Annotated in this window: 28 protein-coding genes and 4 tRNA genes; 9 read left to right on the top strand and 23 right to left on the bottom strand. The window is 69.5% G+C overall.

The features are described 5' to 3' along the window. Positions 1–26 precede the first annotated feature (26 nt). Complete coding sequence (locus tag M3C17_RS00160; RefSeq protein ID WP_259975576.1) at positions 27–578, top strand: type IV toxin-antitoxin system AbiEi family antitoxin; 552 nt, start codon at positions 27–29, stop codon at positions 576–578. Here the strand turns inward: M3C17_RS00160 and M3C17_RS00155 are convergent. The 10 genes from M3C17_RS00155 to pdxS all read right to left on the bottom strand — a co-directional run bounded on the left by M3C17_RS00155 (position 565) and on the right by pdxS (position 10,806). Next, the gene (locus tag M3C17_RS00155; RefSeq protein WP_259975575.1) at positions 565–2,817 is read right to left on the bottom strand and encodes a bifunctional (p)ppGpp synthetase/guanosine-3',5'-bis(diphosphate) 3'-pyrophosphohydrolase; all 2,253 of its coding nucleotides are present in this window, start codon (positions 2,815–2,817) and stop codon (positions 565–567) included. The genes M3C17_RS00160 and M3C17_RS00155 overlap by 14 nt on opposite strands. A 66-nt stretch (positions 2,818–2,883) precedes the next feature. Then, positions 2,884–3,873, bottom strand: a complete 990-nt coding sequence (gene secF, locus M3C17_RS00150; RefSeq protein WP_259975574.1) for a protein translocase subunit SecF — start codon at positions 3,871–3,873, stop codon at positions 2,884–2,886. Continuing rightward, positions 3,873–5,603, bottom strand: a complete 1,731-nt coding sequence (secD, locus tag M3C17_RS00145) for a protein translocase subunit SecD (protein WP_259975573.1) — start codon at positions 5,601–5,603, stop codon at positions 3,873–3,875. Before secD ends, secF begins: the two co-directional genes overlap by 1 nt. 55 nt (positions 5,604–5,658) lie before the next feature. Beyond that, on the bottom strand, positions 5,659–6,060 hold the full coding sequence (gene yajC, locus M3C17_RS00140; RefSeq protein ID WP_311198411.1) for a preprotein translocase subunit YajC: 402 nt from the start codon (positions 6,058–6,060) through the stop codon (positions 5,659–5,661). Between the two features lie 73 nt (positions 6,061–6,133). Next, positions 6,134–7,162, bottom strand: coding sequence for a Holliday junction branch migration DNA helicase RuvB (gene ruvB, locus M3C17_RS00135; RefSeq protein WP_259975572.1), 1,029 nt, complete (start codon positions 7,160–7,162; stop codon positions 6,134–6,136). Next, positions 7,155–7,775 (bottom strand): Holliday junction branch migration protein RuvA, encoded by a 621-nt coding sequence (ruvA, locus tag M3C17_RS00130; protein ID WP_259975571.1) that lies wholly within the window; start codon positions 7,773–7,775, stop codon positions 7,155–7,157. The genes ruvB and ruvA overlap by 8 nt, the downstream gene beginning before the upstream one ends. Before the next feature lie 9 nt (positions 7,776–7,784). Continuing rightward, complete coding sequence (gene ruvC, locus M3C17_RS00125; protein WP_259975570.1) at positions 7,785–8,369, bottom strand: crossover junction endodeoxyribonuclease RuvC; 585 nt, start codon at positions 8,367–8,369, stop codon at positions 7,785–7,787. A 45-nt stretch (positions 8,370–8,414) separates the two neighbouring features. Beyond that, positions 8,415–9,176, bottom strand: a complete 762-nt coding sequence (locus tag M3C17_RS00120; RefSeq protein WP_259975569.1) for a YebC/PmpR family DNA-binding transcriptional regulator — start codon at positions 9,174–9,176, stop codon at positions 8,415–8,417. 138 nt (positions 9,177–9,314) lie between these two features. After that, positions 9,315–9,923 (bottom strand): pyridoxal 5'-phosphate synthase glutaminase subunit PdxT, encoded by a 609-nt coding sequence (pdxT, locus tag M3C17_RS00115; RefSeq protein WP_259975568.1) that lies wholly within the window; start codon positions 9,921–9,923, stop codon positions 9,315–9,317. Next, the gene (gene pdxS / locus M3C17_RS00110) at positions 9,913–10,806 is read right to left on the bottom strand and encodes a pyridoxal 5'-phosphate synthase lyase subunit PdxS (protein WP_259975567.1); all 894 of its coding nucleotides are present in this window, start codon (positions 10,804–10,806) and stop codon (positions 9,913–9,915) included. Before pdxS ends, pdxT begins: the two co-directional genes overlap by 11 nt. Positions 10,807–10,896: 90 nt before the next feature. Here pdxS and M3C17_RS00105 point away from each other — a divergent pair, with 90 nt between their 5' ends. Both M3C17_RS00105 and pdxY read left to right on the top strand, forming a co-directional pair. Further along, a complete protein-coding gene (locus tag M3C17_RS00105) occupies positions 10,897–12,204 on the top strand; it encodes an aminotransferase class I/II-fold pyridoxal phosphate-dependent enzyme (RefSeq protein WP_259975566.1) in 1,308 nt (435 codons plus the stop codon). A gap of 46 nt (positions 12,205–12,250) precedes the next feature. Next, on the top strand, positions 12,251–13,102 hold the full coding sequence (gene pdxY, locus M3C17_RS00100) for a pyridoxal kinase PdxY (protein ID WP_259975565.1): 852 nt from the start codon (positions 12,251–12,253) through the stop codon (positions 13,100–13,102). Between the two features lie 3 nt (positions 13,103–13,105). Here pdxY and M3C17_RS00095 read toward each other — a convergent pair whose 3' ends face one another. Both M3C17_RS00095 and thrS read right to left on the bottom strand, forming a co-directional pair. Next, positions 13,106–13,654, bottom strand: coding sequence for an HIT domain-containing protein (locus M3C17_RS00095; protein WP_259975564.1), 549 nt, complete (start codon positions 13,652–13,654; stop codon positions 13,106–13,108). Further along, the gene (gene thrS, locus M3C17_RS00090; RefSeq protein ID WP_259975563.1) at positions 13,651–15,654 is read right to left on the bottom strand and encodes a threonine--tRNA ligase; all 2,004 of its coding nucleotides are present in this window, start codon (positions 15,652–15,654) and stop codon (positions 13,651–13,653) included. The genes M3C17_RS00095 and thrS overlap by 4 nt, the downstream gene beginning before the upstream one ends. A 104-nt stretch (positions 15,655–15,758) precedes the next feature. Between thrS and M3C17_RS00085 the strand changes: the two genes are divergently transcribed. Further along, positions 15,759–16,136, top strand: coding sequence for a hypothetical protein (locus M3C17_RS00085; protein WP_259975562.1), 378 nt, complete (start codon positions 15,759–15,761; stop codon positions 16,134–16,136). Beyond that, entirely contained in the window at positions 16,133–17,485 is a 1,353-nt protein-coding gene (locus M3C17_RS00080; RefSeq protein WP_259975561.1) for a deoxyribodipyrimidine photo-lyase, read from the top strand. Before M3C17_RS00085 ends, M3C17_RS00080 begins: the two co-directional genes overlap by 4 nt. Before the next feature lie 92 nt (positions 17,486–17,577). On the opposite strand, the gene M3C17_RS00075 is transcribed toward M3C17_RS00080, so the two are convergent. Continuing rightward, the gene (locus M3C17_RS00075) at positions 17,578–18,330 is read right to left on the bottom strand and encodes an MBL fold metallo-hydrolase (protein WP_259975560.1); all 753 of its coding nucleotides are present in this window, start codon (positions 18,328–18,330) and stop codon (positions 17,578–17,580) included. Next, positions 18,317–18,826 carry a DUF6098 family protein gene (locus tag M3C17_RS00070; protein ID WP_259975559.1) on the bottom strand — a complete coding sequence of 170 codons (510 nt, stop codon included), beginning with the start codon at positions 18,824–18,826 and terminating at the stop codon, positions 18,317–18,319. Before M3C17_RS00070 ends, M3C17_RS00075 begins: the two co-directional genes overlap by 14 nt. Before the next feature lie 190 nt (positions 18,827–19,016). Between M3C17_RS00070 and M3C17_RS00065 the strand changes: the two genes are divergently transcribed. Then, positions 19,017–19,490 (top strand): DUF4383 domain-containing protein, encoded by a 474-nt coding sequence (locus tag M3C17_RS00065; protein WP_259975558.1) that lies wholly within the window; start codon positions 19,017–19,019, stop codon positions 19,488–19,490. A 117-nt stretch (positions 19,491–19,607) separates the two neighbouring features. On the opposite strand, the gene M3C17_RS00060 is transcribed toward M3C17_RS00065, so the two are convergent. The 4 genes from M3C17_RS00060 to M3C17_RS00045 form a co-directional block, all read right to left on the bottom strand. After that, entirely contained in the window at positions 19,608–20,096 is a 489-nt protein-coding gene (locus M3C17_RS00060) for a hypothetical protein (protein ID WP_259975557.1), read from the bottom strand. A gap of 152 nt (positions 20,097–20,248) precedes the next feature. After that, positions 20,249–20,323: transfer RNA gene (locus M3C17_RS00055), tRNA-Val, on the bottom strand. Between the two features lie 27 nt (positions 20,324–20,350). After that, positions 20,351–20,421: transfer RNA gene (locus tag M3C17_RS00050), tRNA-Cys, on the bottom strand. Between the two features lie 52 nt (positions 20,422–20,473). Then, positions 20,474–20,546: transfer RNA gene (locus tag M3C17_RS00045), tRNA-Gly, on the bottom strand. Positions 20,547–20,697: 151 nt separating this feature from the next. On the opposite strand from M3C17_RS00045, the gene M3C17_RS00040 reads away from it, so the two are divergent. Next, a tRNA-Val gene (locus tag M3C17_RS00040) sits at positions 20,698–20,773 on the top strand. A 44-nt stretch (positions 20,774–20,817) separates the two neighbouring features. Here the strand turns inward: M3C17_RS00040 and M3C17_RS00035 are convergent. From M3C17_RS00035 to M3C17_RS00025, 3 genes are all read right to left on the bottom strand, one after another. Further along, positions 20,818–21,627: an arginase family protein gene (locus M3C17_RS00035; protein ID WP_259975556.1), complete on the bottom strand. Its 810-nt coding sequence runs from the start codon at positions 21,625–21,627 to the stop codon at positions 20,818–20,820. A gap of 144 nt (positions 21,628–21,771) precedes the next feature. Beyond that, on the bottom strand, positions 21,772–23,436 hold the full coding sequence (locus tag M3C17_RS00030) for an alpha-amylase family protein (protein WP_259975555.1): 1,665 nt from the start codon (positions 23,434–23,436) through the stop codon (positions 21,772–21,774). Further along, complete coding sequence (locus tag M3C17_RS00025; protein WP_259975554.1) at positions 23,433–24,395, bottom strand: TIGR03885 family FMN-dependent LLM class oxidoreductase; 963 nt, start codon at positions 24,393–24,395, stop codon at positions 23,433–23,435. The genes M3C17_RS00030 and M3C17_RS00025 overlap by 4 nt, the downstream gene beginning before the upstream one ends. A gap of 202 nt (positions 24,396–24,597) precedes the next feature. Between M3C17_RS00025 and M3C17_RS00020 the strand changes: the two genes are divergently transcribed. Further along, positions 24,598–24,969 carry a GIY-YIG nuclease family protein gene (locus tag M3C17_RS00020; protein ID WP_259975553.1) on the top strand — a complete coding sequence of 124 codons (372 nt, stop codon included), beginning with the start codon at positions 24,598–24,600 and terminating at the stop codon, positions 24,967–24,969. A 107-nt stretch (positions 24,970–25,076) separates the two neighbouring features. Beyond that, positions 25,077–25,250: a hypothetical protein gene (locus M3C17_RS00015; RefSeq protein WP_259975552.1), complete on the top strand. Its 174-nt coding sequence runs from the start codon at positions 25,077–25,079 to the stop codon at positions 25,248–25,250. 69 nt (positions 25,251–25,319) lie between these two features. Here the strand turns inward: M3C17_RS00015 and M3C17_RS00010 are convergent, their stop codons facing one another. Both M3C17_RS00010 and M3C17_RS00005 read right to left on the bottom strand, forming a co-directional pair. Beyond that, positions 25,320–25,706 (bottom strand): SPW repeat protein, encoded by a 387-nt coding sequence (locus M3C17_RS00010; RefSeq protein ID WP_259975551.1) that lies wholly within the window; start codon positions 25,704–25,706, stop codon positions 25,320–25,322. A gap of 93 nt (positions 25,707–25,799) precedes the next feature. Continuing rightward, the coding region (locus tag M3C17_RS00005) for a type II toxin-antitoxin system PemK/MazF family toxin (RefSeq protein WP_259975550.1) at positions 25,800–26,286 on the bottom strand (487 nt) is incomplete at its 5' end.

Raw genomic sequence — 26,286 nt, 5'->3', positions numbered from 1 at the left:
GGGGTGCGCTGCGCCACACTGGCGTGATGCACCCCGCTCTGCTGTATCTGCCCGGTGCGCGCCTGAGCCTTCCCGAGCTCAGTGCTGCGCGCCTCGACGGTCACGTCGTCGACATCGGCGACGCCTACATCCCCGCGGATCTGCTGGAGGCCGCCGACGTCCGTGCGGCATCCGTGTCGGCGCTCGTGCAGGACGGAGCAGCCGCGTGCGGACCGACCGCCGCCTGGATCCACGGCGCCGGCGACGCGCCTCCCCCCGTCCACCATGTGAAACGCTGCGTCCAGCGACGGATCCGCGGTCACGCCAGCGCCCGGCTCGTGTTCCACGACACGGTGCTCCCGGAGTACGACGTGGTGCAGATCGGCGGTGTGCCGGTGTCGACCCCGGTCCGCACCATGGTGGACCTCGCGACCACTCTGCATCGCGATCCCCGGATGCTGCCGTGGATGGAGGCACTGGCAGTCGCCCAGCCGGCTGTCACCGACGGCGCGCTCGTGACTCTGCGCAGCCTGAACCGCGTCCCCGGGAGCCGGGCCGGGCAGGCCGCTCTCGCGCGGCTGGCGCTCAGGATGAGGTGACGCGGTACACGTCGTAGACCGCATCGATGCGACGTACGGCGTTGAGCACGCGGTCGAGGTGCACCGCATCGCCCATCTCGAACACGAACCGGCTCAGCGCCAGGCGGTCGTCCGTGGTCGAGACCGTCGCCGACAGGATGTTGACGTGGTGCTCGCTCAACACGCGGGTCACGTCGGACAGGAGCCCGGAACGGTCGAGCGCCTCGACCTGGATCTGCACCCGGAACACGCTCTTCGTGGTCGGCGCCCACGACACCTCGACGAACCGGTCCTGCTCGCCGCTCAGCGCCTTCACGTTCACGCAGTCCGCCCGATGCACCGACACGCCACTTCCCCGCGTCACGAAGCCCACGATGGGATCGCCGGGAACCGGCGTGCAGCACTTCGCCAGCTTGACGAGGATGTCGTTGGCACCACGCACCAGCACACCCGAGTCGCCCCCGCGCGGTTCCCGCGTCTGGACGCTTCCCGGAAGGTCGATCGCGCCCGTGGTGGTGTCGTTGGCCGCGACGAGTGCAGTGACCTTCTCGAGCACCGACTGCGTGGACACGTGGCCCTCGCCGACCGCCGCGTAGAGTCCGGAGACGTCCTCGTAATGCAGCTGATGGGCGACCTCGGTGAACGAGTCCTGGCTCATCAGACGCTGGAGGGGCAGGTTCTGCCGACGCATCGCCCTGGCGATGGCCTCCTTGCCCTGCTCGATCGCCTCCTCGCGGCGCTCCTTCGTGAACCACCCGCGGATCTTGTTCCGCGCCCTGGTGCTCTTGACGAAGCCGAGCCAGTCCTGGCTGGGACCGGCATCCGGGTTCTTCGAGGTGAACACCTCGACCACGTCGCCGCTCTTCAGCTCGGACTCGAGCGGGACGAGCCTGCCGTTGACCTTCGCCCCCATCGTGCGGTGACCGATCTCGGTGTGCACGGCGTAGGCGAAGTCGACCGGGGTCGCACCGGCGGGCAGGCCGATCACACGCCCCTTCGGTGTGAAGACGTAGACCTCCTTCGCGCCGATCTCGAAGCGGAGCGAATCCAGGAACTCGCCGGGATCGGCGGTCTCGGCCTGCCAGTCCGAGATGTGAGCGAGCCACGCCATATCGGTGTCGGACGCGCGGACCTCGGTCTTGCCCCCGCCGTTCATCCGCTCCTTGTACATCCAGTGCGCGGCGACGCCGTACTCCGCCTGCTGGTGCATCTCGTGCGTGCGGATCTGGATCTCGACGGTGCGGCCGGCGGGGCCGATCACCGTGGTGTGCAGCGACTGGTACAGGTTGAACTTGGGTGTCGCGATGTAGTCCTTGAACCGGCCGGGAAGCGGCGTCCAGCGCGCGTGGATCGCACCGAGCACCGCGTAGCAGTCGCGCACGGACGAGACGAGCACGCGGATCCCGATCAGGTCGTAGATGTCGTCGAACTCGCGTCCGCGGATCACCATCTTCTGATAGACGGAGTACAGCTGCTTCGGACGGCCGACGACCTTGCCGCGGATTCGCAGATCGCGCAGGTCCTCGTTGATCTCCTCGACGACCTGGCCCAGGTACTTCTCGCGCTGCGGGGTGCGCTGCGCGATCAGGCTGTGGATCTCGTTGTAGATCTTCGGGTGCAGCACCGCGAAGGACAGATCCTCCAGCTCGGATTTGATCGCCTGGATACCGAGGCGGTTCGCGAGAGGCGCATAGATCTCCAGCGTCTCCTTCGCCTTCTTCGCCGCCTTCTCCGGCGGGACGAAGCCCCACGTGCGCGCATTGTGCAGTCGGTCGGCGAGCTTGATCAGCAGCACCCGGATGTCCTTCGACATCGCGACGATCATCTTGCGGACGGTCTCGGCCTGCGCACTCTCGCCGTACTTGACCTTGTCGAGCTTCGTGACGCCGTCGACCAGCATCGCGACCTCATCGCCGAACTCGGCGGTCAGATCGGTGAGGGCGTAGCCCGTGTCCTCCACCGTGTCGTGCAGCAGCGCCGCCGCGATGGCCCGCGGCCCCAGCCCCAGTTCGGCGAGGATCTGGGCGACCGCCAGGGGGTGGGTGATGTACGGCTCGCCGCTCTGCCGCTTCTGGCCTTCGTGCTTCTCCTTGGCCACCGCGTACGCGCGCGAGATGACCGAGAAGTCGCCCTTGGGGTGATTCGCCCTGACCGTGCGGATCAGGTTGTCGAGATCGTTGATCCGGGACGCGCGAGAGAAGATGCGGGGCACCAGCCGTCGCAGACTCGAGCCCTGCGATGCCGTCTGCGGCTCCGCCATCCACTCACCTCCGAATCAGACAATCCTACGCGCGCGGAGACGGGGTCAGGCCCGCTCGGCGGTGCCTCAGGCCTCGACGGCAGCCTTGCTGCGTGCGGCACGGATACGCGCGTCGCGCTCCTTGATCTGCGGCTCGTTCTCGCGGAACAGCGAGTACAGGGGCGCAGCGACGAAGAGCGTCGAGTACGTGGCCACGAGGATGCCGACGAAGATCGACAGCGAGATGTCCGTGAGGGTCTCCGCTCCCAGCCAGAACGCACCGATGAAGAGGATCGCACCGACCGGGAGGGCGGCGACGACCGACGTGTTGATCGAGCGGATCAGCGTCTGGTTCACGGCCAGGTTGACCGACTCCCCGAACAGCCGGGCGGTCTTCTCCCCGTCCTCCGTGGTGTTCTCTCTGATCTTGTCGAAGACCACGGTCGTGTCGTAGAGCGAGTAGGCGAGGATCGTCAGGAAGCCGATCACCGCCGCCGGGGAGATCTCGAAGCCGGCCAGGGCGTATACGCCGACCGTGATGATGAGCACGTCCAGCAGGCCGATGATCGCCGCCGCCGACATCTTCCACGTGCGGAAGTAGATCGCGAGGATCAGGAAGGTGAGGGCGAGGAAGATCGCCAGGCCCCACAGCGACTGCCGCGTGACGCTCTCGCCCCACGCGGGGCCGATGAACGAGGAGGTCACCGCGTCGGGCTCCACTTCGTACGCGTCGGCCAGGGCCCCGGCGACCTGCTGCGTCTCGGCTGCGGTCATCTGGTCGGTCTGCACCCGGATGTCCTGGTCGTTGACGGTGACGACCTTGGTGGTGGCATCCGGCACGACCGATTGCAGGGCTTCCTTCGCGGTGTCCTGGTCGAGGGTCTCGGGAGCGGCGACCGTGAACTGCGAACCGCCGGTGAACTCGATCGAGAACTGGATGGGACGGAACAGCGGCACGAGCGCCGAGCCGACGACGAGCACGATCGCGATGATGAACCACAGACGGCGACGGCCGACGAACGGGAAGGACGTCTTGCCCGTGTAGAGGTTGTTGCCGAACTCATTCATGGAGAACATTAGGCGTCTCCCTCGCTTCCAGCGGTGGTCTGTCGGTCTGCGGCGAGGGCCTCCGCGCGTTTGCGCTCGGCGATGGTCTGGCGGCGATCTGCCTCCCCGCGTGCGCGGGCGTTCTTCGCGCCGCGGCCGGAGGAGGCGGTCGCCACCTCACGGAACGCGGAGCGACTGCGGTACACGGCTCCCAGCGCCGCGGGGTCGAGGCCCGACAGCTTGTGTCCGCCGCCGAAGAACCGCGTGCGCGCCAGCAGCTGCATGACCGGGTGAGTGAAGATGACGAAGATCAGCACGTCGATCACCGTGGTCAGGCCGAGGGTGAAGGCGAACCCCTTCACGGTCGAGTCGGCCAGGATGTACAGCACGACGGCGGCGAGGATGTTGATCGACTTCGAGATGTAGATCGTGCGCTTGGCTCGACCCCAGCCGTCCTCCACCGCTGCGGTGATCGACTTGCCGTCGCGCAGCTCGTCCCTGATGCGCTCGAAGTACACGATGAACGAGTCGGCCGTGAAGCCGATCGAGACGATCAGACCGGCGACGCCGGCGAGCGAGAGCCGGAAGCCGATCCGCCAGGCCAGGATGCAGATCACGATGTAGGTGAGCACCGCCATCACCGCGATGGACGCGATGATCACCATTCCCAGCGCGCGATACGACAGCAGCGAGTAGATCGCGACAAGAGCGAGACCGATGAGACCGGCGATCAGACCGATCTGGAGCTGCTGCGTGCCGAGGGTCGCCGAGATCGTGTCCGAGCTCTGCACCTCGAAGCTGAGCGGCAGCGCGCCGAACTTGAGCTGGTCGGCGAGCGTGGTGGCGCTCTCCTGGGTGAAGCTGCCCGAGATGCTCGGGCGTCCGTCGAGGATCACTCCGTTCATGCGCGGGGCGCTGATCACGTCGCCGTCGAGCACGAAGGCGAACTGGTCGCGCGGCGACAGCCCGTCGATGCGGTTCTGGTTGAGGCGCGTGCTGACCTGGCCGAACGCGTCAGCGCCCTCGCCGTTCATGGTGAGCTGCACGATCCAGGCGCCGGACTTCGGGTCGCGGCCGGCCGAGGCGTCGGTGATCGCCCTGCCGTCGAGCTCGGCCGGGCCGAGCAGGAACTTCTGAGTGTCGTCCGGCGAGCACGCGATGACGGGCTCGTCCTTCGGGGCCTTGGACGGATCGTTGTCCGGGTTGGCGCAGTCGTACGCCTGGAACTCCGCGGCGAGCTTGTCGGTCACCCAGGAGAGGTCGCTCGCGTCGGTCGGCTCGGCCGTGGGCTCGGCGTTCAGTCCGGGGTCCGGGCTGGGGAACGGCGTCGAGTTGCCGTCGTCGCCGACGAACTCCGTGCTCGCCGCCGTCGTGTAGAGCACCGGGCGGAACTCCAGCTGCGCGCTGGACTGGATCCGCTCCCTGGTCTCCTCATCCGCCTCGCCGGGGATCTGGACGACGATGTTGCGGCCGCCCTCGGTGGTGATGTCGGCTTCGGCCACACCGGAGGCATCCACGCGCTGGCGGATGATCGCTGCGGCCTGGTCGAGCTGCTCCTGCGAGGGTGCGGCTCCGTCCTCGGTCTCCGCACTCAGCACGATCTGCGTGCCGCCCTGCAGGTCGAGGGCGAGCTCGGGTGCCCACGAGCTCTGCTTGAAGACGTACACACCCAGCGCGTTGATGCCGAAGAGCACGCCCGTCACGAGGAGCAGGCCGAGGAGGACCCGCCAGGCGTGACGGACAGGTGAGGATGAAGCCACGTGTGTTCAGCTTTCTGGGAGGACGGTGATCCGAGGGGCCGAGACGGCCGCTGTCTTACTTGTCGTCGGCGTCCCGCTCGAGGCGGGCGCGGGTCTCCTCCGGCGTCTCCACCGTGGGGGCGGTGGACTCGTCGACGATCTGGTCGTCCATGCCGTCGACGGGCGTCTCCACGATAGCGTCCTTCGGCTCGACGACACGGAGGATCGCCTGGCTGTGCACCTCGATGACGGTGCCGGGGGCGATCTCCACGAGCGCGGGAGCGTCGAGGTCCTCGGGGTCGAAGGCCACGATCGTGCCGTAGATGCCGCCCTGCAGCAGCACCTTGGCGCCGGGGACGGTCTTGGTCGCCTTCTCCTCCTGCTCCGCCTTCATCTGCTTGGTCCGCTTGCGCGTGTTGAAGATCATGAAGACCAGGAGCACGGCCAGGAGGCCGAAGAGCACGAATTCCATGGGCATGGGGAAGCGCCTTTCTCAGGTGCACGCACCAGCCATTGGGCGCACAGAGGTATCGGGGGGAAGTCTCCAGCGATTATAGGTCATCCAGGGTCAGCATCCCGTCGGGATGCGGCACCCCCAGGTGCGCATAGGCCTCCGGCATCGCGACGCGGCCGCGCGGCGTGCGCCCCAGGAAGCCGATGCGCACGAGGTACGGCTCGACCACGCTCTCCACGGTCTCCGCCTCCTCGCCGACCGCGACGGCGAGCGTACTGAGCCCCACCGGTCCCCCGCGGAAGCGGCGCACCAGGGCGTCGAGGACGGCACGGTCGAGGCGGTCGAGCCCGATCGCATCCACGTCGTACAGCTCGAGCGCCGCGCGGACGTCGTCGAGGGTCGCGGCCCCCGCGCCGCCGTGCACCAGGGCGTAGTCCCGCACGCGACGGAGCAGGCGGTTGGCGATACGCGGTGTGCCACGGGAGCGTCGGGCGATCTCGGCCAGGGAGTCAGTCGGCAGCTCGACGCCGAGGACGGCGGCTGAGCGACCGATCACCTGCTCCAGCTCGGACTCGTCGTAGAACTCCAGGTGCCCGGTGAAGCCGAAGCGGTCGCGGAGCGGGTTCGGCAGCAGGCCGGACCGCGTTGTCGCACCCACCAGGGTGAACGGGGACAGCTCCAGCGGGATGCTCGTCGCGCCTGCGCCCTTCCCGACCATGATGTCGATGCGGTAGTCCTCCATCGCGAGGTAGAGCATCTCCTCCGCGGAGCGCGCCATGCGGTGGATCTCGTCGATGAACAGCACCTCGCCCGGCACCAGGCTCGACAGCAGCGCTGCGAGGTCTCCGGCGTGCTGGATGGCCGGACCGCTCGACATGCGCAGGGGGCGCTCGCTCTCGTGCGCGACGATCATCGCGAGCGTGGTCTTGCCGAGACCGGGAGGCCCCGCGAGCAGGATGTGATCGGCAGGGCGGGACTGGATGCGCGCGGCCTCCAGCAGCAGCTGCAGCTGGCCGCGGACCTTCTGCTGCCCCACGAACTCGCCGAGACTGGAGGGACGGAGCGCCCCCTCGATCGCCAGCTCGGACTCGTCCGTCGGCTCCGTGGGGTCGAGGGCCTCAGCCACGGGCCGCTCCCCCCTGGGCGGGGCCCAGCAGCGCCAGCGTGCGCCGGAGCAGCGAGGCCACCGAGGTACGCTCCGCCTCCGTGGCGTCGGCGGCGGTCTGCGCGGCCGCCTCGGCAGCGACCTTCTCGGACCAGCCGAGGCCGACGAGCGCGGCGGCGACCTGCGACACGATGTCGGCCGATCCTGCCGCGACAGCCGTCGGAGCCGGCGCCACCGCATGCACCTTCCCAGCGAGCTGCACCACGATGAGCTTGGCCGTCTTCGGGCCGATCCCGGAGACGCGGCGGAACGGGGCGTCATCCTCCGCCGTGACCGCCTCGGCGATCTGATCGACGGTGAGGTGCGACAGCACGCCGAGCGCTGACTTGGGCCCGACGCCCGTGACGCTGAGCAGCAGCGTGAAGATCTCCAGCTCGCCCCTGTCCGCGAAGCCGAACAGCGACAGGGCGTCTTCGCGCACGATCAAGCTGGTGTGCAGGAGCAGCTTCTCCCCCACCGCCGCGGTGTGCGCGACATCGCTCGGCACGGCGACGGAGAAACCGACGCCGCCCACGTCGATGATGACCTGGTCCGGCGTCGTGTGGAGCACGGTGCCGTGCAGAGAGGAGATCATCCCGTCAGTCTAGGAGCCGGATCGTAGATATGTTCGAGCGACACGCTCGGCGTCCGCCCATGCGCGCTGCGCGGGCGTGAGTCCTCCGGCACCGGCCTGGACGCCCGGTGTGCCGCGGCGCCACGCGTGGCACAGCGCAATCGCAAGGGCGTCGGCGGCGTCCGCCGGCTGCGGGGGCGCGTCCAGGCGCAGGATCCGGGCGATCATGGCCTGCACCTGCCGCTTGTCCGCCGAGCCGTAGCCGGTCACGGCCGCCTTCACCTCGCTGGGGGTGTGGGTCGCGGCCGGGAGCCCGGATTCGGCGGCGATCAGCAGCGCGACACCGCTGGCCTGGGCCGTGCCCATCACGGTGTGGCTGTTCTGCTGCGCGAACACGCGCTCCACCGCCACCGCATCCGGCCGGTGCACGGCGATGGCCTCCCGGATGCCGGCGGCCACCACGGCGAGGCGCTCGCCGATCTCGGCGTCCGGCGCCGAGCGGATGACACCGACGTGCACGAGCGTGCCGCGACGGGCGCGATCGACGTCGACGATGCCGACGCCGCAGCGAGTCAGGCCGGGGTCGATGCCGAGCACGCGAAGCGAGGAGGTCACCCCACCACGCTAGGCGGATCGACGGCCGAGGCCCGTGAGCCGCGCCTAGGCGTCGTCGTTCTCGAGCTCGGCCTGGACGTCGGCGGGCAGGTCGAAGTTGCTGAAGACGTTCTGCACGTCCTCGCTGTCCTCCAGCGCGTCGATCAGCCGGAACACCTTGCGCGCGGTGTCGGCGTCGATCTCGACCTTGAGGTTCGGCACGAACTCCACGTCGGCGGACTCGTACTCGATCCCCGCCTCCTGCAGCGCGCTGCGCACGGCCACCAGATCGCTCGCCTCGGTGATGACCTCGAAGCCCTCGGCGTGCGGCTCGATCTCCTCGGCACCCGCCTCGAGCGCCGCCATCATCACGTCATCCTCGGTGGTGCCCTCGGAGCTGACCACGATGACGCCCTTGCGGCTGAAGTTGTACGCGACGCTCCCCGGGTCGGCGAGCGTGCCGCCGTTGCGGCTCAGCGCCGTGCGCACCTCGGCGGCGGCGCGGTTCTTGTTGTCGGTCAGACACTCGATCATGAGGGCGACGCCGTTGGGACCGTAGCCCTCATACATGATCGAGGTGTACTCGACGGCCTCGCCGCCGATGCCGGCGCCGCGCTTGATGGCGCGATCGATGTTGTCCTTCGGGACCGAGGTCTTCTTCGCCTTCAGCACCGCGTCGAACAGCGTCGGGTTGCCCTGGAGGTCGGCGCCGCCGAGCTTGGCCGCGACCTCGATGTTCTTGATGAGCTTGGCCCAGGACTTCGCACGGCGCGCATCGATGACGGCCTTCTTGTGCTTGGTCGTGGCCCACTTGGAATGCCCGGACATAAGTCTCCGCTCGTCGTCTGCGCCCCGAAGCGTGCCCCGGGGCGTCGTCCATTCTAAACGCACGTCGCTCGATCCCCACGGTCGAGCGCGGTCCGCTCGGGCCTCCGCCGCTGCGCGCCGGACGGCGGCGGGTACGTGTCAGGCCGCGGCGGCCGTGCGCTCCGCCGCGCGAGCCAGCAGTCTCTCGTGGAACCGCGTCTCGCCCGTGATCTCCGGATGGAAGCTGAGGCCGATGAGGCCGCCCTGCTCCACCGCGACCACGCGACCGTCGGGAAGCGCGGCGAGGGCGCGGGCGCGCGGGCCGACCGACTCCACGACCGGGCCGCGGATGAACGCCGCTGTCACGGGTTCGCCGGAGAAGCCCTCGACCTCCAGCCGCGCCTCGAACGACTCCACCTGACGCCCGAACGCGTTGCGCCGCACGACGACATCGAGCCCCCCGAACGACTCCTGTCCGTCGATCGCGTCGACCACCGTGTCCGCGAGCATGATGAGGCCGGCGCAGGTTCCGAGCACCGGGAGTCCGTCGGCGATGGCCGCGCGCAACGGTAGCTGTACGCCGAACGCGCGGGAGAGCTTGTCGATGACGGTCGACTCGCCGCCCGGGATCACCAGGCCCTCGACGGCATCGAGCTCCTCGGGACGACGGACGGCGATCATCTCCGCCCCGAGCCCGGTGAGCAGGGCGGCGTGCTCGCGCACATCGCCCTGCAGCGCGAGCACGCCGATGCGGGGGCTACCAGCCACGTTCAGCCAGGCGGTGCGGGGCGGGGAGGTCGCTGACGTTGATGCCGACCATCGCCTCGCCCAGCCCGCGAGAGACCTCGGCGATCACCTTCGGGTCATCGAAGAAGGTCGTGGCCTTGACGATCGCCTTGGCGCGCTCCGCCGGGTTGCCCGACTTGAAGATGCCGGAGCCGACGAAGACCCCGTCCGCGCCGAGCTGCATCATCATGGCCGCGTCGGCGGGGGTCGCGACGCCGCCCGCCACGAACAGCACGACGGGGAGCTTTCCGGTCTCGGCGATCTCGGCGACCAGCTCGTACGGCGCCTGCAGCTCCTTCGCGGCCACGAAGAGCTCGTCCTTGGGCAGCGCCGTGAGCGCCGCGATCTCGCCGCGGATCCTTCTGATGTGCTTCATCGCCTCGGAGACGTCGCCCGTGCCGGCCTCGCCCTTGGAGCGGATCATGGCGGCACCCTCATTGATGCGTCGCAGGGCCTCCCCGAGGTTCGTCGCACCGCACACGAACGGCACCGTGAAGCCGAACTTGTCGATGTGGTTCACGTAGTCGGCGGGCGAGAGGACCTCGGACTCGTCGATGTAGTCGACGCCGAGCTCCTGCAGCACCTGCGCCTCGACGAAGTGCCCGATGCGGGCCTTCGCCATGACCGGGATGGAGACCGCGTCGATGATGCTGTCGATCATGTCGGGGTCGCTCATGCGCGAGACGCCGCCCTGGGCGCGGATGTCCGCGGGGACGCGCTCGAGCGCCATCACGGCGACGGCGCCCGCGTCCTCGGCGATCTTCGCCTGCTCTGCGGTGACGACGTCCATGATGACGCCGCCCTTGAGCATCTCGGCGAGACCGCGCTTGACGCGCGACGATCCGGTGGTGGCCTGCTCGGTCATGGGGAGCTCCTGTCGGATGATCCGTAAACGGGTTTGATCTAGATCAAACGTAGCACTGTCCGATTCGACCTAGAATCGGCGGGGAGGATCATGAGCGACCGGATCACTGGAACCACCGCGGCGGAGATCGCCGACAGCGTGCGCGCCCTGCGCGACCGCGGCGCCCTCCCCCCTGGCACACTCCTTCCCCCGGTCCGCGAGCTCGCGGCGACCCTCGGCGTCAACCGCAACACCGCGGTCGCCGCCTACCGTCAGCTCGCGCAGGCGGGCCTCGTGCTGTCCCGCGGCCGTGCCGGCACCGTCGTCGCCGGCGTCGAGGCGGTGCCGCAGGAGGGCTACGCCGCCGACACCGTGCTGCGCGACATCGGGACGGGCAACCCCGACCCCAGGTTGATCCCCGACCCCTCGTCGGCGCTGATGACGATCGCCGGGCGGCCCGTGCTCTACGGGGAACCCGTGATCGACCGAGGACTCGAGGGGTGGGCTCGCGCCTGGGTCGGAGCAGACCTCCCCGATATCGACTTCCGCATCACCGTCACCAGCGGCGCCGTCGACGCGGTCGAGCGCCTGCTCGCCCAGGCGCTGATGCGCGACGACGCCGTGGCGCTGGAGGACCCGTGCTTCCTCGCGAGCATCCACACCGTCCGGCTCGGCGGCTATCGCGCGGTGCCCGTACCCGTGGACCAGCACGGCATGACCGTGGAGGGACTGCGCGCCGCGCTCGACGCCGGAGTGCGCGCAGTGATCTGCACGCCGCGGGCGCAGAACCCCACCGGCGTCAGCCTGTCACCGGAGCGCGCCGCCGCACTGCGGGCGGTGCTCGCCGACCATCCGTATGTGCTGCTGATCGAGGACGACCACTTCTCGATGCTGTCGCAGCGGCCGTACGAGTCGCTCATCGCGCCGGGGCATCGACGGTTCGCCCTGGTGCGCTCCGTCTCGAAGTTCCTCGGGCCCGACATGTGCCTGGCGATCGCCGCGACCGATCCGGAGACCGCGGAGCGTCTCTCGATGAGACTCAGTCCCGGCACCACCTGGGTGAGCCACCTGCTGCAGCGCCTCACGCTCGCGCAGCTGACCGACCCCGCCGCGGTCGCCACCGTGTCCGAGGCCGGGCGGCACTACGCCGCCCGCAACGCGTCCTTCGCGGAGCGCCTGCGGACGGAGGGCATCGAGACGTCGGATCCGGACGGACTGAGCCTGTGGGTCGAGCTGCCGCGGCCCGCGCGGAGCGTCGCCGAGCGTCTCATGCGCCGAGGGTGGCTGGCGCGCACCGGCGACGAGTTCGCGCTCGACGATCGCGCCGATCCCTCGCATCACCTGCGCCTGACCGTCCACGACCTGTCCGACGACGACGCGGACATGCTCGTCGCCGATCTCGTCGCCGCCTCCCGATGACCATCCCGTGCGGGCGTCGCCCCGCCCTCAACGAAAGGGATCGCGCATGAAGATCCTCTCCATCCAGTCCGCCGTGGCCTATGGGCACGTCGGCAACTCCGCCGCGGTGTTCCCGCTGCAGCGCCTCGGCGTCGAGGTGCTGCCCGTCTACACGGTGAACTTCTCCAACCACACCGGCTACGGCGCGTGGCGCGGACCGCTCATCGATCCCTCCGACGTGCGCGAGGTCATCACCGGCATCGAGGAGCGCGGCGTGTTCGGCGACATCGACGCCGTGCTCAGCGGCTATCAGGGCGGCGAGGGCATCGGCGACGTGATCATCGACGCCGTCGCGCGCGTCAAGGCGGCGAACCCCCATGCCGTGTACGCCTGCGACCCGGTGATGGGCAACGCGAAGTCCGGCTGCTTCGTCGCCCCGGCCATCCCCATCCTGCTCCGTGAGCGCGTGGTGCCGGTCGCCGACATCATCACGCCGAACCAGTTCGAGCTGGGCTTCCTCACCGAGACGGAGCCGGACACGCTCGAGTCCACGCTCGCCTCGGTCGACCTCGCCCGCGCCATGGGCCCGCGCACCGTGCTCGTCACGAGCGTCGAGCGCCCGGACCGCGAGGAGGGGACGATCGAGATGCTCGCCGTGGACGACGCCGGTGCGTGGCTCGTGCAGACTCCCCACCTTCCCATGAAGGCGAACGGCTCCGGCGATGTGACCGCTGCCCTGTTCACCGCTCACTACGTGCAGACGGGGAGCGCGCAGACCGCTCTCGAGCGCACCGCGTCCAGCGTGTACGACCTGCTGCAGGCCACGCTCGACTCCGGTGAGCGCGAGCTGCAGCTCATCGAGGCGCAGGAGTTCTACGCCCACCCGCGCATGCAGTTCACCGCGCGTCAGGTGCGCTGACCGTCACACCGGCCAGGCGTTCGCGACGGCCTCCCGCACCTCGCCGAGGAGCTGCGGGAGTGCCTTCGTCTTCGCGATGATCGGGAAGAAGTTCGCGTCGGAGCGCCACCGCGGCACGACGTGCTGGTGCAGGTGCGCATCCACGCCCGCCCCTGCGACGGCGCCCTGGTTCATGCCCAGATTGAAACCGTCGCAGCCGGAGACCTCGCGAAGTACCCGCATGGCCGTCTGCGTCAGCGCGCCGATCTCGGCGACCTCTTCCGCGTTCGCCTGATCGTAGGTCGCGATATGACGATACGGGCACACGAGCAGGTGGCCCGAGTTGTACGGGAAGAGGTTCAGCAGCACATACGCCGTCGCACCGCGGGCGACGATCAGCCGCTCCGCGTCGGGATGCTGAGGGGCCTCGCAGAACGGGCACTCCTCTCGCAGCGGTTCCGGCCCCGCCTGGATGTACGCCATCCGGTGCGGGGTCCACAGCCGCTGGAACTCGTCCGGCACACCGGCGAGGCGGCCGGCGTCTTCCAGCCGCCCCTCCGGCGTGTCGGTCACGCGAGGTCCTCCGCGGTCTGCACGAGCGCGTGGCTGTCGATCGCGGCGCGGATCCGCGCGACCGCCGCAGCGAGCGGCACGCCGTTCTCCTGCGACCCGTCGCGGTAGCGGAACGAGACGGTGCCGGCCGCGCGATCCTGCTCGCCCGCGATCAGCAGCAGCGGTACCTTGCCGGTCGTGTGCGTGCGGATCTTCTTCTGCATCCGGTCGTCCGAGGTGTCGAGCTCGGCCCGTACGCCCTGGGAGCGCAGGGTGGCGATCACCTCGCCGAGGTAGTCCGCGAAGTCGTCCGCGACCGGGATGCCCACGACCTGCACGGGCGAGAGCCACACCGGGAAGTCGCCGGCGTAGTGCTCGAGGAGGATCGCGAAGAACCGCTCGATGGAGCCGAACAGCGCGCGGTGGATCATGATCGGGCGCTTCTTCTGACCGTCCCTGTCCATGAACTCCAGGTCGAAGCGCTCCGGCAGGTTCGGGTCGACCTGCACCGTGGAGAGCTGCCAGGTGCGGCCGATCGCGTCGCGCGTCTTCAGGTCGATCTTCGGCCCGTAGAACGCCGCCTCGCCCGGCACCTCGGTCAGCTTCAGCCCGGAGGCGACGGCCACGCGGCGCAGCGCATCGGTGGACGACTCCCAGAACTCGTCGGAGCCGATCCACTTCGACTTCTCGTCGTCCTTCATGGACAGCTCGAGCTCGAAGTCGGTGAGGCCGAAGTCGCGCAGCATCGAGAGGATGAACTCGAGGACCTTGCCGACCTCCTCCTCCAGCTGGTCGGGCGTGACGAACAGGTGCGAGTCGTCCTGGGTGAAGCCGCGCACGCGCGTGAGGCCGTGCAGCGCACCGGAGAGCTCGTTGCGGTACACCGTCCCGTTCTCGGCGAAGCGCAGCGGCAGGTCACGGTAGCTGCGCGCGCGCTCCTTGTAGATGAGGATGTGCATCGGGCAGTTCATGGGCTTCAGGTAGTAGTCCTGGCCCTGCTTGGTGATCTCGCCGTTCTCGTCGCGCTCCTCGTCCATGACGATCGGCGGGAACATGCCGTCCTTGTAGGTGACGAGGTGGTTCGAGGTGAGGAACAGGTCCTCCTTGGAGATGTGCGGCGTGTACACGTACGTGTAGCCGCCCTCGATGTGGCGCTTGCGCGCGTGCTGCTCCATCTCGCCGCGCACCACGCCCCCGCGCGGGTGCCATACGCTCAGGCCGGAGCCGATCTCCTCCGGGAAGGAGAAGAGATCCAGCTCCTTGCCGAGCCGGCGGTGGTCGCGCTTGGCGGCCTCCTCCAGGCGATGCTGGTAGGCGCGCAGCTCGTCCTTCGTCGGCCAGGCGGTGCCGTAGATGCGCTGCAGCTGCGGGTTCTTCTCGCTCCCCCGCCAGTACGCCGCGGCGATGCGCGTGAGGTCCCAGCCGTTGCCGATCATGCGCGTGTTGGGCAGGTGCGGACCGCGGCAAAGGTCCTTCCAGACGACCTCGCCGTCGCGCGTGGTGTTGTCGTAGATCGTGAGCTCGCCCTCGCCGACCTCGACCGAGGCGCCCTCGGCCGCCTCCTTGCCGCCCTTGAGACCGATCAGCTCGAGCTTGAACGGCTCGTCGGCGAGCTCGGCACGTGCCTCGTCATCCGTGACGACACGGCGTACGAAGCGCTGCCCCTCGCGGACGATGCGCTGCATCTCCTTCGTGATGGCCTTGATGTCCTCCGGAGTGAACGGGGTATCGACGCCGAAGTCGTAGTAGAAGCCGTCGGTGATGGGCGGACCGATCCCGAGGTTCGCCTGCGGGTTGATGCGCTGGACGGCCTGAGCCAGCACGTGCGCGGCGGAGTGCCGGAGGATGTTGAGCCCATCGGCGCTGTCGATCGTGACCGGCTCGACCTCGTCGGCCTCGGTCACGGTCGTGGCGAGATCCTTGAGATCGCCGTTGACGCGCATGGCGACGACGTTTCGGTCAGTGAACAGGGCGAAGCCGTCATTCGGCCGGGCGTTTTCAGGCACAGAAACTCTCTCCATCTGGGTCGGTACCCAGGTTACTCGCACGGGCGCCCCCTCCCGACCGTCGCGCGGCCCGCGCCGCGGCGCGACGCCAGCCGCCGGGCGGACGGTAGCGTTGCCCCATGACTCGGACGGTCGCCCGCTGGATCCTCGCTCTCGCCCTCGGCGCCATCGGCGTGCTGCACTTCACCGCCACGCGCGGCTTCCGCGTGGTGGTGCCCGACTGGGCGCCGCGTGCGACGGGCATGGAGAAGGATGCGATCGTGCTGGCCTCCGGTGCCGCGGAGGTGGCGCTCGCCCTCGGTCTCGTCGCGCTCCCCCGCGAGCGGCGACGTCTCGGCTGGGCCACCGCGGCGTTCTTCGCCGCCGTCTTCCCCGGCAACTGGCACCAGTGGCGCACGGGGCGCTCGACGCCGGGACTCGATACGGACACACGCCGCTTCGGCCGCCTGTTCCTTCAGCCCGTGCTCATCGGCTGGGCACTGTGGGCCACGCGATGACCTCCCCCTCGCTCGTCTGGTTCCGTGACGATCTGCGCCTGGCCGACAACCCGGCTCTGCGTGCCGCGGTGGAGAGGGACGAGCCGGTCGTGGCGGTGTTCGTCCTGGATGAGGAGTCGCCGGGCCTCCGCCCGCACGGCGGAGCCGCTCGCTGGTGGCTGCACCACTCGCTCGCCTCGCTGGCCGAGCGGCTGCGCGAACACGGCAGCACCCTCGTGCTGCGGCGGGGTCCCGCCGGCCGCGTGATCCGGGAGCTGGTGGAGGAGCTGTCCGCCGGAGCCGTGTACTGGAACCGCCGGTACGGTGGCGCCGAACGCGAGGTCGACGCCGGGCTCAAGTCAGCGCTGCGGGAGAGCGGGGTCGAAGTCGCCTCGTTCGCGGCGTCCCTGTTGCACGAGCCCTGGACCGTGACCACGGGCAGCGGCACGCACTACTCCGTGTTCACGCCGTTCTGGCGCGCCTGTCTCGCGCTCCCCGCCCCCCGTGCACCTCTCCCCTCCCCGCGGAGTCTGCGCGGTCTGCGACACCCCGTGGCCACGGACGACCTGAGCGCCTGGGGGCTGCTGCCGACCGCCCCGGACTGGGCGGGGGGCCTGCGCGACGCGTGGGAGCCCGGCGAGCCGGCAGCCCGACGTCGCCTGCGCGAGTTCCTGGACGACGACCTCGCCGCGTACGACCGCGCCAGGGACGAACCGGCCGCCGGTGCCACCTCCCTGCTCTCACCGCGGCTGCGGTGGGGCGAGCTCAGCCCCTTCACGGTGTGGCACGAGGCGGCGGACGCTCCCGGGGCGGGGCGCTTCCTCTCCGAGCTCGGCTGGCGCGAGTTCGCCTGGCACACGCTCTACCACTTCCCCGACCTCGCCACGAAGAACCTGCGGCCCGAGTTCGACGCGTTCCCGTGGCCAGGACTGGACCCGGAGCGTCTCGACGCGTGGCAGCACGGCGAGACCGGGGTGCCGCTGGTGGACGCGGGGATGCGGGAGCTCTGGCACACCGGCTACATGCACAACCGTGTGCGGATGGTCGTGGCATCGTTCCTCGTCAAGAACCTCCTGATCGACTGGCGGCTCGGCGAGCAGTGGTTCTGGGACACCCTGGTCGATGCGGACGAGGCGAACAACCCGTTCAACTGGCAGTGGGTCGCCGGCTCGGGGGCGGATGCCGCTCCGTACTTCCGCGTCTTCAACCCGGAACTGCAGGCGAAGAAGTTCGACCGCGACGGCGCCTACGTGCGACGGTGGGCCGCCGATGCGCCGACCACGCCCATCGTGGACCTGGCGGAGTCGCGGAAGGCAGCACTGTCCGCCTACGACGAGGTCAAGCAGGCGGCAACAACGGCACGACGCTGAGATCTCGGTCCCACGCGCCCTGCGGCAGCGGACCGTCGGGGTGTCGTGACGGGTGCGTCGCCGCGCTCCGGGGGCAGTATGTTCCCGGAGCCTCAGTGGGGACCGCGTCGCCTGGCCGCTGAGACCGCCGACCGCACGCCGTCGAGCACCGGTTCTCCGTGTCCGGGCAGTGCGACCCCGGCGTCCGTGCTCGCGAGCGTGTCCAGTGCCGCCATGGCCGACGCGGGGTCGCTCGTCGCGGCGTTCGCCACGATCTGCGGACCCGACTCGCCCGTGTACGGATCGAGGGTGACGAGAGCGTCACCCGTGATCACCACGCCTTCGCGTTCGAACACGTACGCGCAATGCCCGTCCGTGTGCCCCGGGGTCCACAATGCCGTCGGAGCGCCGGGCACATCGATCACGTGACCGTGTGCGACCCGTGGCTGCGCCTCGACGCCGCGCACGGTCAGCGCGCCGGCGAACGCCATGCGCGTGATGACCGGGATCCCGCGCGGATGCCCGAGCACGTACGTGACGCGGGGTGCCGCGGGGCGGTAGCTGTACGGGTGGCGCGCCAGCTCGGCGTCCCGAGGGTGCACGAACACCGCCACGCCCGCGTCGTGCAGCTTCCGGGCGGTGCCCACGTGGTCGAAGTGGCCGTGCGTCAGCACCAGCGCGTCGATGTCGGAGAGCCGTGCCTCGAGATGCCTCAGCACGTCGCGCAGCAGCGGTCCGGTGCGCGGCAGTCCGGCGTCGAACAGGGTCAGGCCCTCGGCGGTGCGCACGAGGTAGCAGTTCACGTCGGCGACCCGGAGCTGGAAGAAACCGGGCACCACCTCCGTCCAGGCGTCACGCGTCCTCATCGTGTTCCCCCTCAGCGTCCGCGGGGCCGCGGCCCGCATCGAAGTTCCTCTGGTACCGATCCCTGGCTTCGACGAGCACCTGCTCACTCAGCACGGCGATCGGCTCGACATCGCGCAGCAACGGCTCGCAATCCGGTCCCCGACCGCACACCTCGCCGCGCAGGATCCAGGCGATGCGCCGCGGGTCCTTCTCGGCGAGGTGCTGGTACTGGCACAGCTGCCGCGCCAGCCAGTCTTCGAGCGGCCTCGTCCACCAGCGCTCCGCATCCAGCGGATTGACGGACAGGCCCGGCAGCTCGAGTCCGCTCTCGGTGTCGATGCTGGACCGGCGGCCGTCCTCCCCGGGGCCCTCCGAGTAGCGGACGTGCAGTCCGGGCCAGGCGCGCACCACGGCCGCGAGCTGGGCGAGGTGCTCCACGCGTCGCAGACCCGTGTCGCCGTCACGCCCGGCGTCACAGGCGGGCAGCGTGGCACCCTCGGTCGCCGTGTCGGACATGGCACGAGGGTACGAACCCGGTATCGACGCCGGGATGGGATTGACAATCGGCGCGAGAAGCGCCCCGTCGCGAGACACGAGATGTACGCGGGCACGCGAAGCTACTCGTCGGCGCGCGCGGCGTCAATGGGCTCTCAGGCGCTCCACAGCGACCTCTACCGTCGGGCAAACGCTCACACCTGGAGGGACCATGACCGACACCGCCCGCACGACCCGTTACGCCCAGACTCCGATCCAGAAGACCGCCCTGATCGTCGGCATCGTCTTCCTGATCGTGGGCATCGCCGGGTTCATCCCCGGCGTCACCCATTCCGCCGAGCACCTCCACGGCGCCGGAGCCGGCTCCGAGGCGCTGCTGCTCGGCGTCTTCCAGGTGTCGGTGCTGCACAACATCGTGCATCTGCTGTTCGCCGTCGGGGGCATCGCGCTCGCCGCGTCCGCCCGCGCCTCGCGCCTGTACCTGATCATCGGTGGCCTCGCCTACCTCGTCGTGTGGCTCTACGGACTGATCGCGGTCGGCAACGACCAGCTGAACTTCCTGCCGGTGAACAACGCCGACAACTGGCTGCACCTCGGCCTCGCGGTGGGCATGGTGCTGCTCGGCATCTTCGTGAGCCGTGAGCCGCGCGTGCCGGAGAACGGCGCTCACCGCGCACGCGCCTGACCGTCCGAGCCACGAGACCCCGGGTCTTCCGGGGTCTCGTGGCGCGCGGGATGGCGGATCCGCTGCTCGGAGAAGGAATGCGCGCCCGGACAGGTCACGCTCGGCAACGAGTCCCGGTCAGGCTCGCCGCTCGCGCAGATCGGCCCTCACGGGTGCACCGCACTCCTGGGCGAACCACACGAGGTCTTCCCAGAGTGCCGGCGCCGCGTGCGCCTTGCGGCGCCAGAGGAGATACACCTCGATCCGCGGCCAGGACCGGACAATGGTGTCCGCCCACTGCAGCTTCGCCATCTCCAGCGGGAGGTAGCCGTGCCGCGCATAGAGCGCGAGGGTGTTGAACTGGCTCACCGCGCGGTTGATCAGGTCGTACTCCCTCGGATCCCTCTTCCTGCGCAGGCGATCGAGCTCCCTCGCGTCCTTCGCGTCGTGAAGAAGGCGTCGTCCCGCCTGCGACTCGGGGCTCGTCAGCAGCTCGTGGATCTGGACGAACAGGTGCCGTCGCTCCGAGCGGCGTGCGATGGTGAACGCGGCGATGCTGAGAACGACGGCGATGATCGCCGCCCCCGCCGTCACCAACTCCGCCAGGGATTCATAGACGTTGTTCATGGCGCTCTCTGTGGTTCAGGAAAGCGCTGACGGTGCAGCGCGACTCCGGTCATTGTGGCAGGAGCGGCGCGAGCCGGCGCGAACCGCTCCGCGACGCACGTGCCAAGCCACCCAGACAGCAGAAAACCCCCGGGTATCCCGGGGGTTTCAGGTGGTGCGCGATACTGGGATCGAACCAGTGACCTCTTCCGTGTCAGGGAAGCGCGCTACCGCTGCGCCAATCGCGCCCGTTGGGGCTATTCAGTTTTCCCGTGAGGTGGCGACGGGATTCGAACCCGTGTAAACGGCTTTGCAGGCCGGTGCCTAGCCGCTCGGCCACGCCACCGTGTGGATTGACCCCACGTGCTGCCGATCTTCGAGAAGATCTACTGCACTCGAGCGGATGACGAGACTCGAACTCGCGACCCCAACCTTGGCAAGGTTGTGCGCTACCAACTGCGCTACATCCGCATTTCGTTCCCGGTTGTCCCGGGCACTCATGAAACATTAGCCGATGATCGGCGCTCCGCCAAACCCGCACGGAATCTCGCGCGTGTCTCACCGAGTGGTCATCAGAGCCCTCAGGCGTCGGGTAGTATCGGTTGACGTACCCCGCGGGTATGGGCGATTGGCGCAGTTGGTAGCGCGCTTCCTTCACACGGAAGAGGTCATCGGTTCGAGTCCGGTATCGCCCACCACCACCCCCTGGCACGGCCAGGGGGTTCTTCCTTTCTCCCGGCGGTCATGCTGCGCGCAGCAGCGGCTCCAACGCGGAGGCGAGCATTCGCGACGGAGCCGTATCGGCTGCGTCCTCCCCGATCTCCAGCTCCCCGATCTCGATGCCGACCACTTCGCTTTCCGCGAGGACCTCAGCGCACGCTCGCAGCTGGTCGAGGGTCATGCCGCCCGGGACCAGATAGTCGGTAGGCACTGTCCGTGGTTCGAGGACGTCGCAGTCGAGATGGACGTAGACCGGCAGGCCCGCCACCGCGAGCCGGAGTTCCTCTGCCATCCCCCCGGCGACGGGCACAAGGCGAATGAGGCCGTCGTCCACCAGTCGCTGTTCGGGCTCGTCGAGATCTCGGGTTCCGACGAGGATCGCGTTCTGCATCGCAAGCCCTGCACCGAATCCGGATTCCCAGAGCCCCAGTGGCCCGGACAGCGCGAGGCCTCCCAGGTATCCGGTGGCCGTGTTCTCCGGCGTGTTGAGGTCGGCGTGCGCATCGAACCAGATCACCACGGCGTCCGGTCGATGGCGAGCGACGACAGGCAGCGTGGCCAGTGCCGGCGCACACCGACTCAGAACGGTCACCGGCGTCTCCTGCTTCACGAAGAGCTCTTCGTATCGCGCAGCGAGTCGCTGGAGGAGCGGCGTCGCCGCCGCGAGTTCTTCATCCCAGTTCACCGCGAGCGCGGGCTCGGATTCACCGAGAACTTCCGGGGCCACCCCGAGTCGCTGCGACAGCACTTCGGCGAGAAGTGGCGTGGCATGCATGGCGAGGTCGTTGTGATCGCCGACGCGACCGGCGACGTGAGTGAGGGCAATGGTCAACGGGAGAACTCCTGTTCATCACTTCAGCACGAAGGATCAAGCGGCGTTGCCCACGCTAGGGGCTCGCGAGGTGGCCGCACAATCGGCACATGCGCCTTGCGAGCAGACGGGTCTGCCGATGAACTCGCTGACCGCGGCCTGAGGTCAGAGGATGCGGCCGTCGCCCGGGCGAGACACCCGCAGCCAGCGGTATCCGTAGCCCGGAACCTCCAGCTCCACCCGCCCGTCGTCGCCGAGCGGCAGTCGCTGCGCGGCGAGGAGGTCGACCAGCGCCGTCCCCGCCGGCTCGTCCTCCAGCCGGAACGCGGTGGTCGCCGGGGACTCCGCGAAGTTGTGCACGGCGATCGTCCTGCCGAGGTCGGATTGCAGCGAATGCACGAGCAGCGCGGCGACCGGCTGGTCGATCACGCGGAACTCGCCCCAGCCGAGCTCGGGCGACACGCGGTAGCGCGCCGTCAGCTCGCGGACGAAGTGCAGCAGCGAGCCGCGGTCCTCCAGCTGATCCGCCGCATTGACGTGCGCAGGCGCATACCCGTCCGACGGCGGCTTCGACACGAGCCGTGACGGCGCGGCGTCGGAGAAGCCGCCGTTGCGGTCGGCGGACCACTGCATGGGCGTGCGCACCGACTCCCTGCCCTCGATGTCGATGTTCTCCCCCATTCCGATCTCCTCGCCGTAGAACAGCACGGGCGTCCCCGGCAGCGTGAAGAGCAGGCTGTAGGCCATGCGGATGCGGCGGGGGTCGCCCTCCAGCATCGGCGGCAGCCGTCGGGTGATCCCTCGTCCGAACACGCGCTGCCGCTCGTCGGGCGCGAACGCGTCGAACACCTCCTGGCGCTCCGCGTCGGTGAGCTTGTCCAGCGTGAGCTCGTCATGGTTGCGGAGGAAGTTCGCCCACTGCACCTCAGGGCCGAGGGACGGCCGCGCCCGCAACGCGGTCACGAGCGGAGCCGGGTCACGCCGGGCGAGCGAGAGGTAGAACGCCTGCATCGCGATGAAGTCGAACTGCATCGTCAGCTCGTCGCCGTCCGTGCCGCCGAAGTACGCGACCTGGTCGGCGTACGGCAGGTTCACCTCGCCGAGCAGCACGGCCTCGCTGGAGCGCCGCTGCAGGAATCGGCGGATGTCTCTGAGCAGCTCGTGCGGCTCGGGCACGTCCGCGGTCTTCGGGATCTCCAGGAAGAACGGCACCGCGTCGACGCGGAACCCGGAGATGCCGAGCTGAAGCCAGAACCCGATCACCTTGGCGATCTCGTCGCGCACGGCAGGATTAGCGACGTTCAGGTCGGGCTGGTGCTCGTAGAAGCTGTGCTGGTACCACTGCCCCGACTTCTCGTCCTTGGTCCAGATGCCGTCGGCCTGACCGGGGAACACCGCGTTCTTCTGCCCCTTGGGCGGCGCATCATCCCGCCAGACGTAGTAGTCGCGATACGGGGAGTCCACGCTCCGGAGCGCCGCGCGGAACCACGGATGCCGGTCGGAGGTGTGATTGACCACGAGGTCCACGATCACGCGGATCCCACGGTCCCGCGCGGTGCGGATCACCTCGACCAGGTCGCCGTGGTTGCCGAGCCGCGGATCGATCCCATAGAAGTCACTGACGTCGTACCCGTCGTCGAGGTCGGGCGTCGGGTAGAACGGCATCAGCCACAGGCACGTCACCCCGAGCTGCGAGAGGTAGTCGATCCGCTGGGCGAGGCCGCGAAGGTCGCCCACCCCGTCGCCGTCGGTGTCGAGGAACGTCTCGACGTCGAGGCAGTAGACGACGGCCGTCTTCCACCACAGGTCGCTGGTGTCGGTGATCTTCATGCGAGCTCCTTCACGGCCGGGATGAGTTCGGACGCGACTGCCAGGAACCCGGACTGCTCGCTTCCGACGTGGTGCAGGTAGACGCGGTCGAAGCCAAGCCGCACGAGGTCGGCGATCCGCGCGGCGAGAGAGCGCACGTCGTGGTCGACGAGCACGGCTGCGCGCAGCGCATCGTCATCGACGTCGCCCACCGCCGCGATGAACTCCTCTGGCTGCTCGAGATCCCAGGTGACGGGCGGCGTGAGGACCCCCTGGCGCCACTGTTCGCGAGCGATACGGAGCGCCTCAGCGTCCGAGACCGCCCAGCTCAGGTGCACCTGGAGGATGCACGGCCCCCGCCCGCCCGCCGACCGGTACGCGTCGATGACACGACGCAGCGCTGCAGGCTCCTGCGCGACCGTGGCGAGGCCCTCGGCCCAGGACGCCGCCCACGCGGCGGTCTCCGGGCTCACGGCGGTGGCGAACAGCGGCGGCGGCTGCGATGGACGGCTCCACACCCGTGCCCGATGCACGCGCACGAGCCCGTCGTGGCTGACCTCCTCCCCCGCGAGCAGCCGGCGGATGACCTGGACGGTCTCCCCCAGCCGGGCGGTGCGGACGTCCTTCGGCGGCCAGGGGTCACCGGTCACGTGCTCGTTCATGGCCTCGCCGCTGCCCAGGGCCGCCCAGAACCTTCCGGGGAACATCTCCTCCAGGGTCGCGAACGCCTGCGCGACCACCGCCGGATGATAGCGCTGTCCTGGAGCGTTGACCATGCCGATCGGGAAGCGCGTGCGCGCAAGCGCTGCGGCGATCCAGCTGAAGGCGAACCCCGACTCGCCCTGCTCGGGGAGCCACGGTGCCAGGTGATCGGAGCACATGGCCCCGTCGAAGCCCGCACGCTCCGCCGCGATGACGGCATCGAGAAGGGCGCTCGGCGGGATCTGCTCATGGGAGGCGTGGAATCCGATGAAGACCATACGACCGAGTCTGGCAATCCGCGCGGGCGAACGGGAGAGGTTGACACGAGCGCGCCGTGCTGTCAGCCGTCCGCCGTCAGGGGCGCGCCTTCTGCACGGGCACAGTACGTGCTCCTCTGTCCGCGGGTGGGGGTAGATTCACGCCGTGGCCCCCGCCCCTCTCCTACCTGGTCCCTGCGCTCTCTGCGGAGGGACCCGCGGTGTGCGCACGGCGGGTGCGTGGCACTGCGCCGTCTGCGGCTGGCGCTTCGGCGACTCCCCCGATCCCGAGCTGCCGCTTCCCCGTATCGACGTCGTCTACTACATCCGCTACGACCAGCGCGTGAAGATCGGGACCAGCAGGCGTCCGCGCCAGAGGCTCGCCAGCATCCGCCATCACGAGCTGCTCGCGTTCGAGCGCGGCGGGCGGGCGGTGGAGCAGCAACGGCACCGGGAGTTCGCGAGCGTCAGGGAGGGCGGCGAATGGTTCACCCTGACCGGCGAGGTTCGTGCCCACGTCGCCGCACTGCGCCGGGCCGGCGACCCGTGGGCGCTGTACGCCCGGTGGCTCAGCGACGCGTTGCGCGGGGACTGAGGCGTACCACCGCGGGGGGACTCGCACCAGGGCCTGTCCCGGCGACGGAGGACCGCGGGAGCATGGCCGTCGACGGACCACCTCGCGTCCGTCGGAGAGGAGTGCACATGAACGCCAGAGAGAACATCCCCGCGGACGACCTCAGCGCCCAGGACCCGCTCGCGGGCGACGGGAGCGGCGACCCGAACAAGGACCGCGAGTTCCTGCAGGACCTTCCGCCGGCGCAGGTCGGCGACACCGCCGAGGCGACCGAGGACGCGGACACGGACGACGCGGACTAGCAGGTCTCCGTCACAGACGACGACGGGCGGCCGTGCTTCGAGAGCCGGCCGCCCGTGGTCGCGTCCGGATCAGGCCGCGCGGACGCTCGAACGGCTCTCCTGCGGCTGCGGCTGGGAGAACAGCACGACCACGATGACCGCCGCCCCGACGATCACGTGCGGAAGCCATACGTTGGGTGCCTGGTTCGCGAAACCGAAGATCCACGGCGAGAGCGCGAGGAACAGGCTGGCGACGATGTCGAAGACGAGGTGCACGGGCATCGGGATGACGCCGAACGGGCCCCACTCGTACTTCGTGAAGAGGCTGTAGACGATGAGCCCGACGCCCAGCACGATCGGGATGATGACGGCCGCTCCGCCCATGCCTGCGAAGCCGAACAGCCAGGGTGCCGCGATCAGGGCGACGCCGACGACGTAGTCGAGCACTCCGTGGACCTTGGTGGGGATGAAACGCATGATTCCTCCTTGGGTGCCGCCGACGGCGACTCACAAGAGGTTCGGCGCCCGCGCCCCATCGGATTGGCGCCGCGCGGATCGCGACGCCGTAGCTCAGCCCTGGGCCCAGCCGTAGCGGCGCTGCAGCGCAGCGGCGACCCTGTCGTAGCGCGCACGGTCGAGCGCGGCGGCCTCCCGCCGCAGTCCCCGCTCGTGCACGCTGTAGAGCTGCTCGATGTCGACCCAGGACTCGCGCCCCTGCCCGTCCCAGGGGCCGCTGCCGATCGACAGGTAGTCGCGCTCTCCATCGTGCGCCTTGCTCGTCAACCGCACGGCATAGACGCGGTCGGAGGACTGCCGGCCGATCACGAGCACAGGGCGATCCTTGCCGCGGCCGTCGTTCTCCTCGTACGGCACCCAGGTCCAGACGATCTCACCCGCGTCCGGCGCGCCGTCCCGCTGGGGCGCGTAGCCGACTCGCACGGCGGGCATGCGCTCGGGGTCGAGGCGCACGGTGGCGGTGCTGGGTGACCGGCCCGCATCCGTGACGGCATCGGCACCGCTCGCCGACGCGCGCTCCGCCGACGCGCTCTCCGCGGAC

Source organism: Microbacterium sp. p3-SID336, assembly GCF_025143365.1.
Taxonomy (GTDB): domain Bacteria; phylum Actinomycetota; class Actinomycetes; order Actinomycetales; family Microbacteriaceae; genus Microbacterium.
Note: the sequence above shows the minus strand (reverse complement) of the source record. Positions and strands in the feature narration are given on the sequence as shown.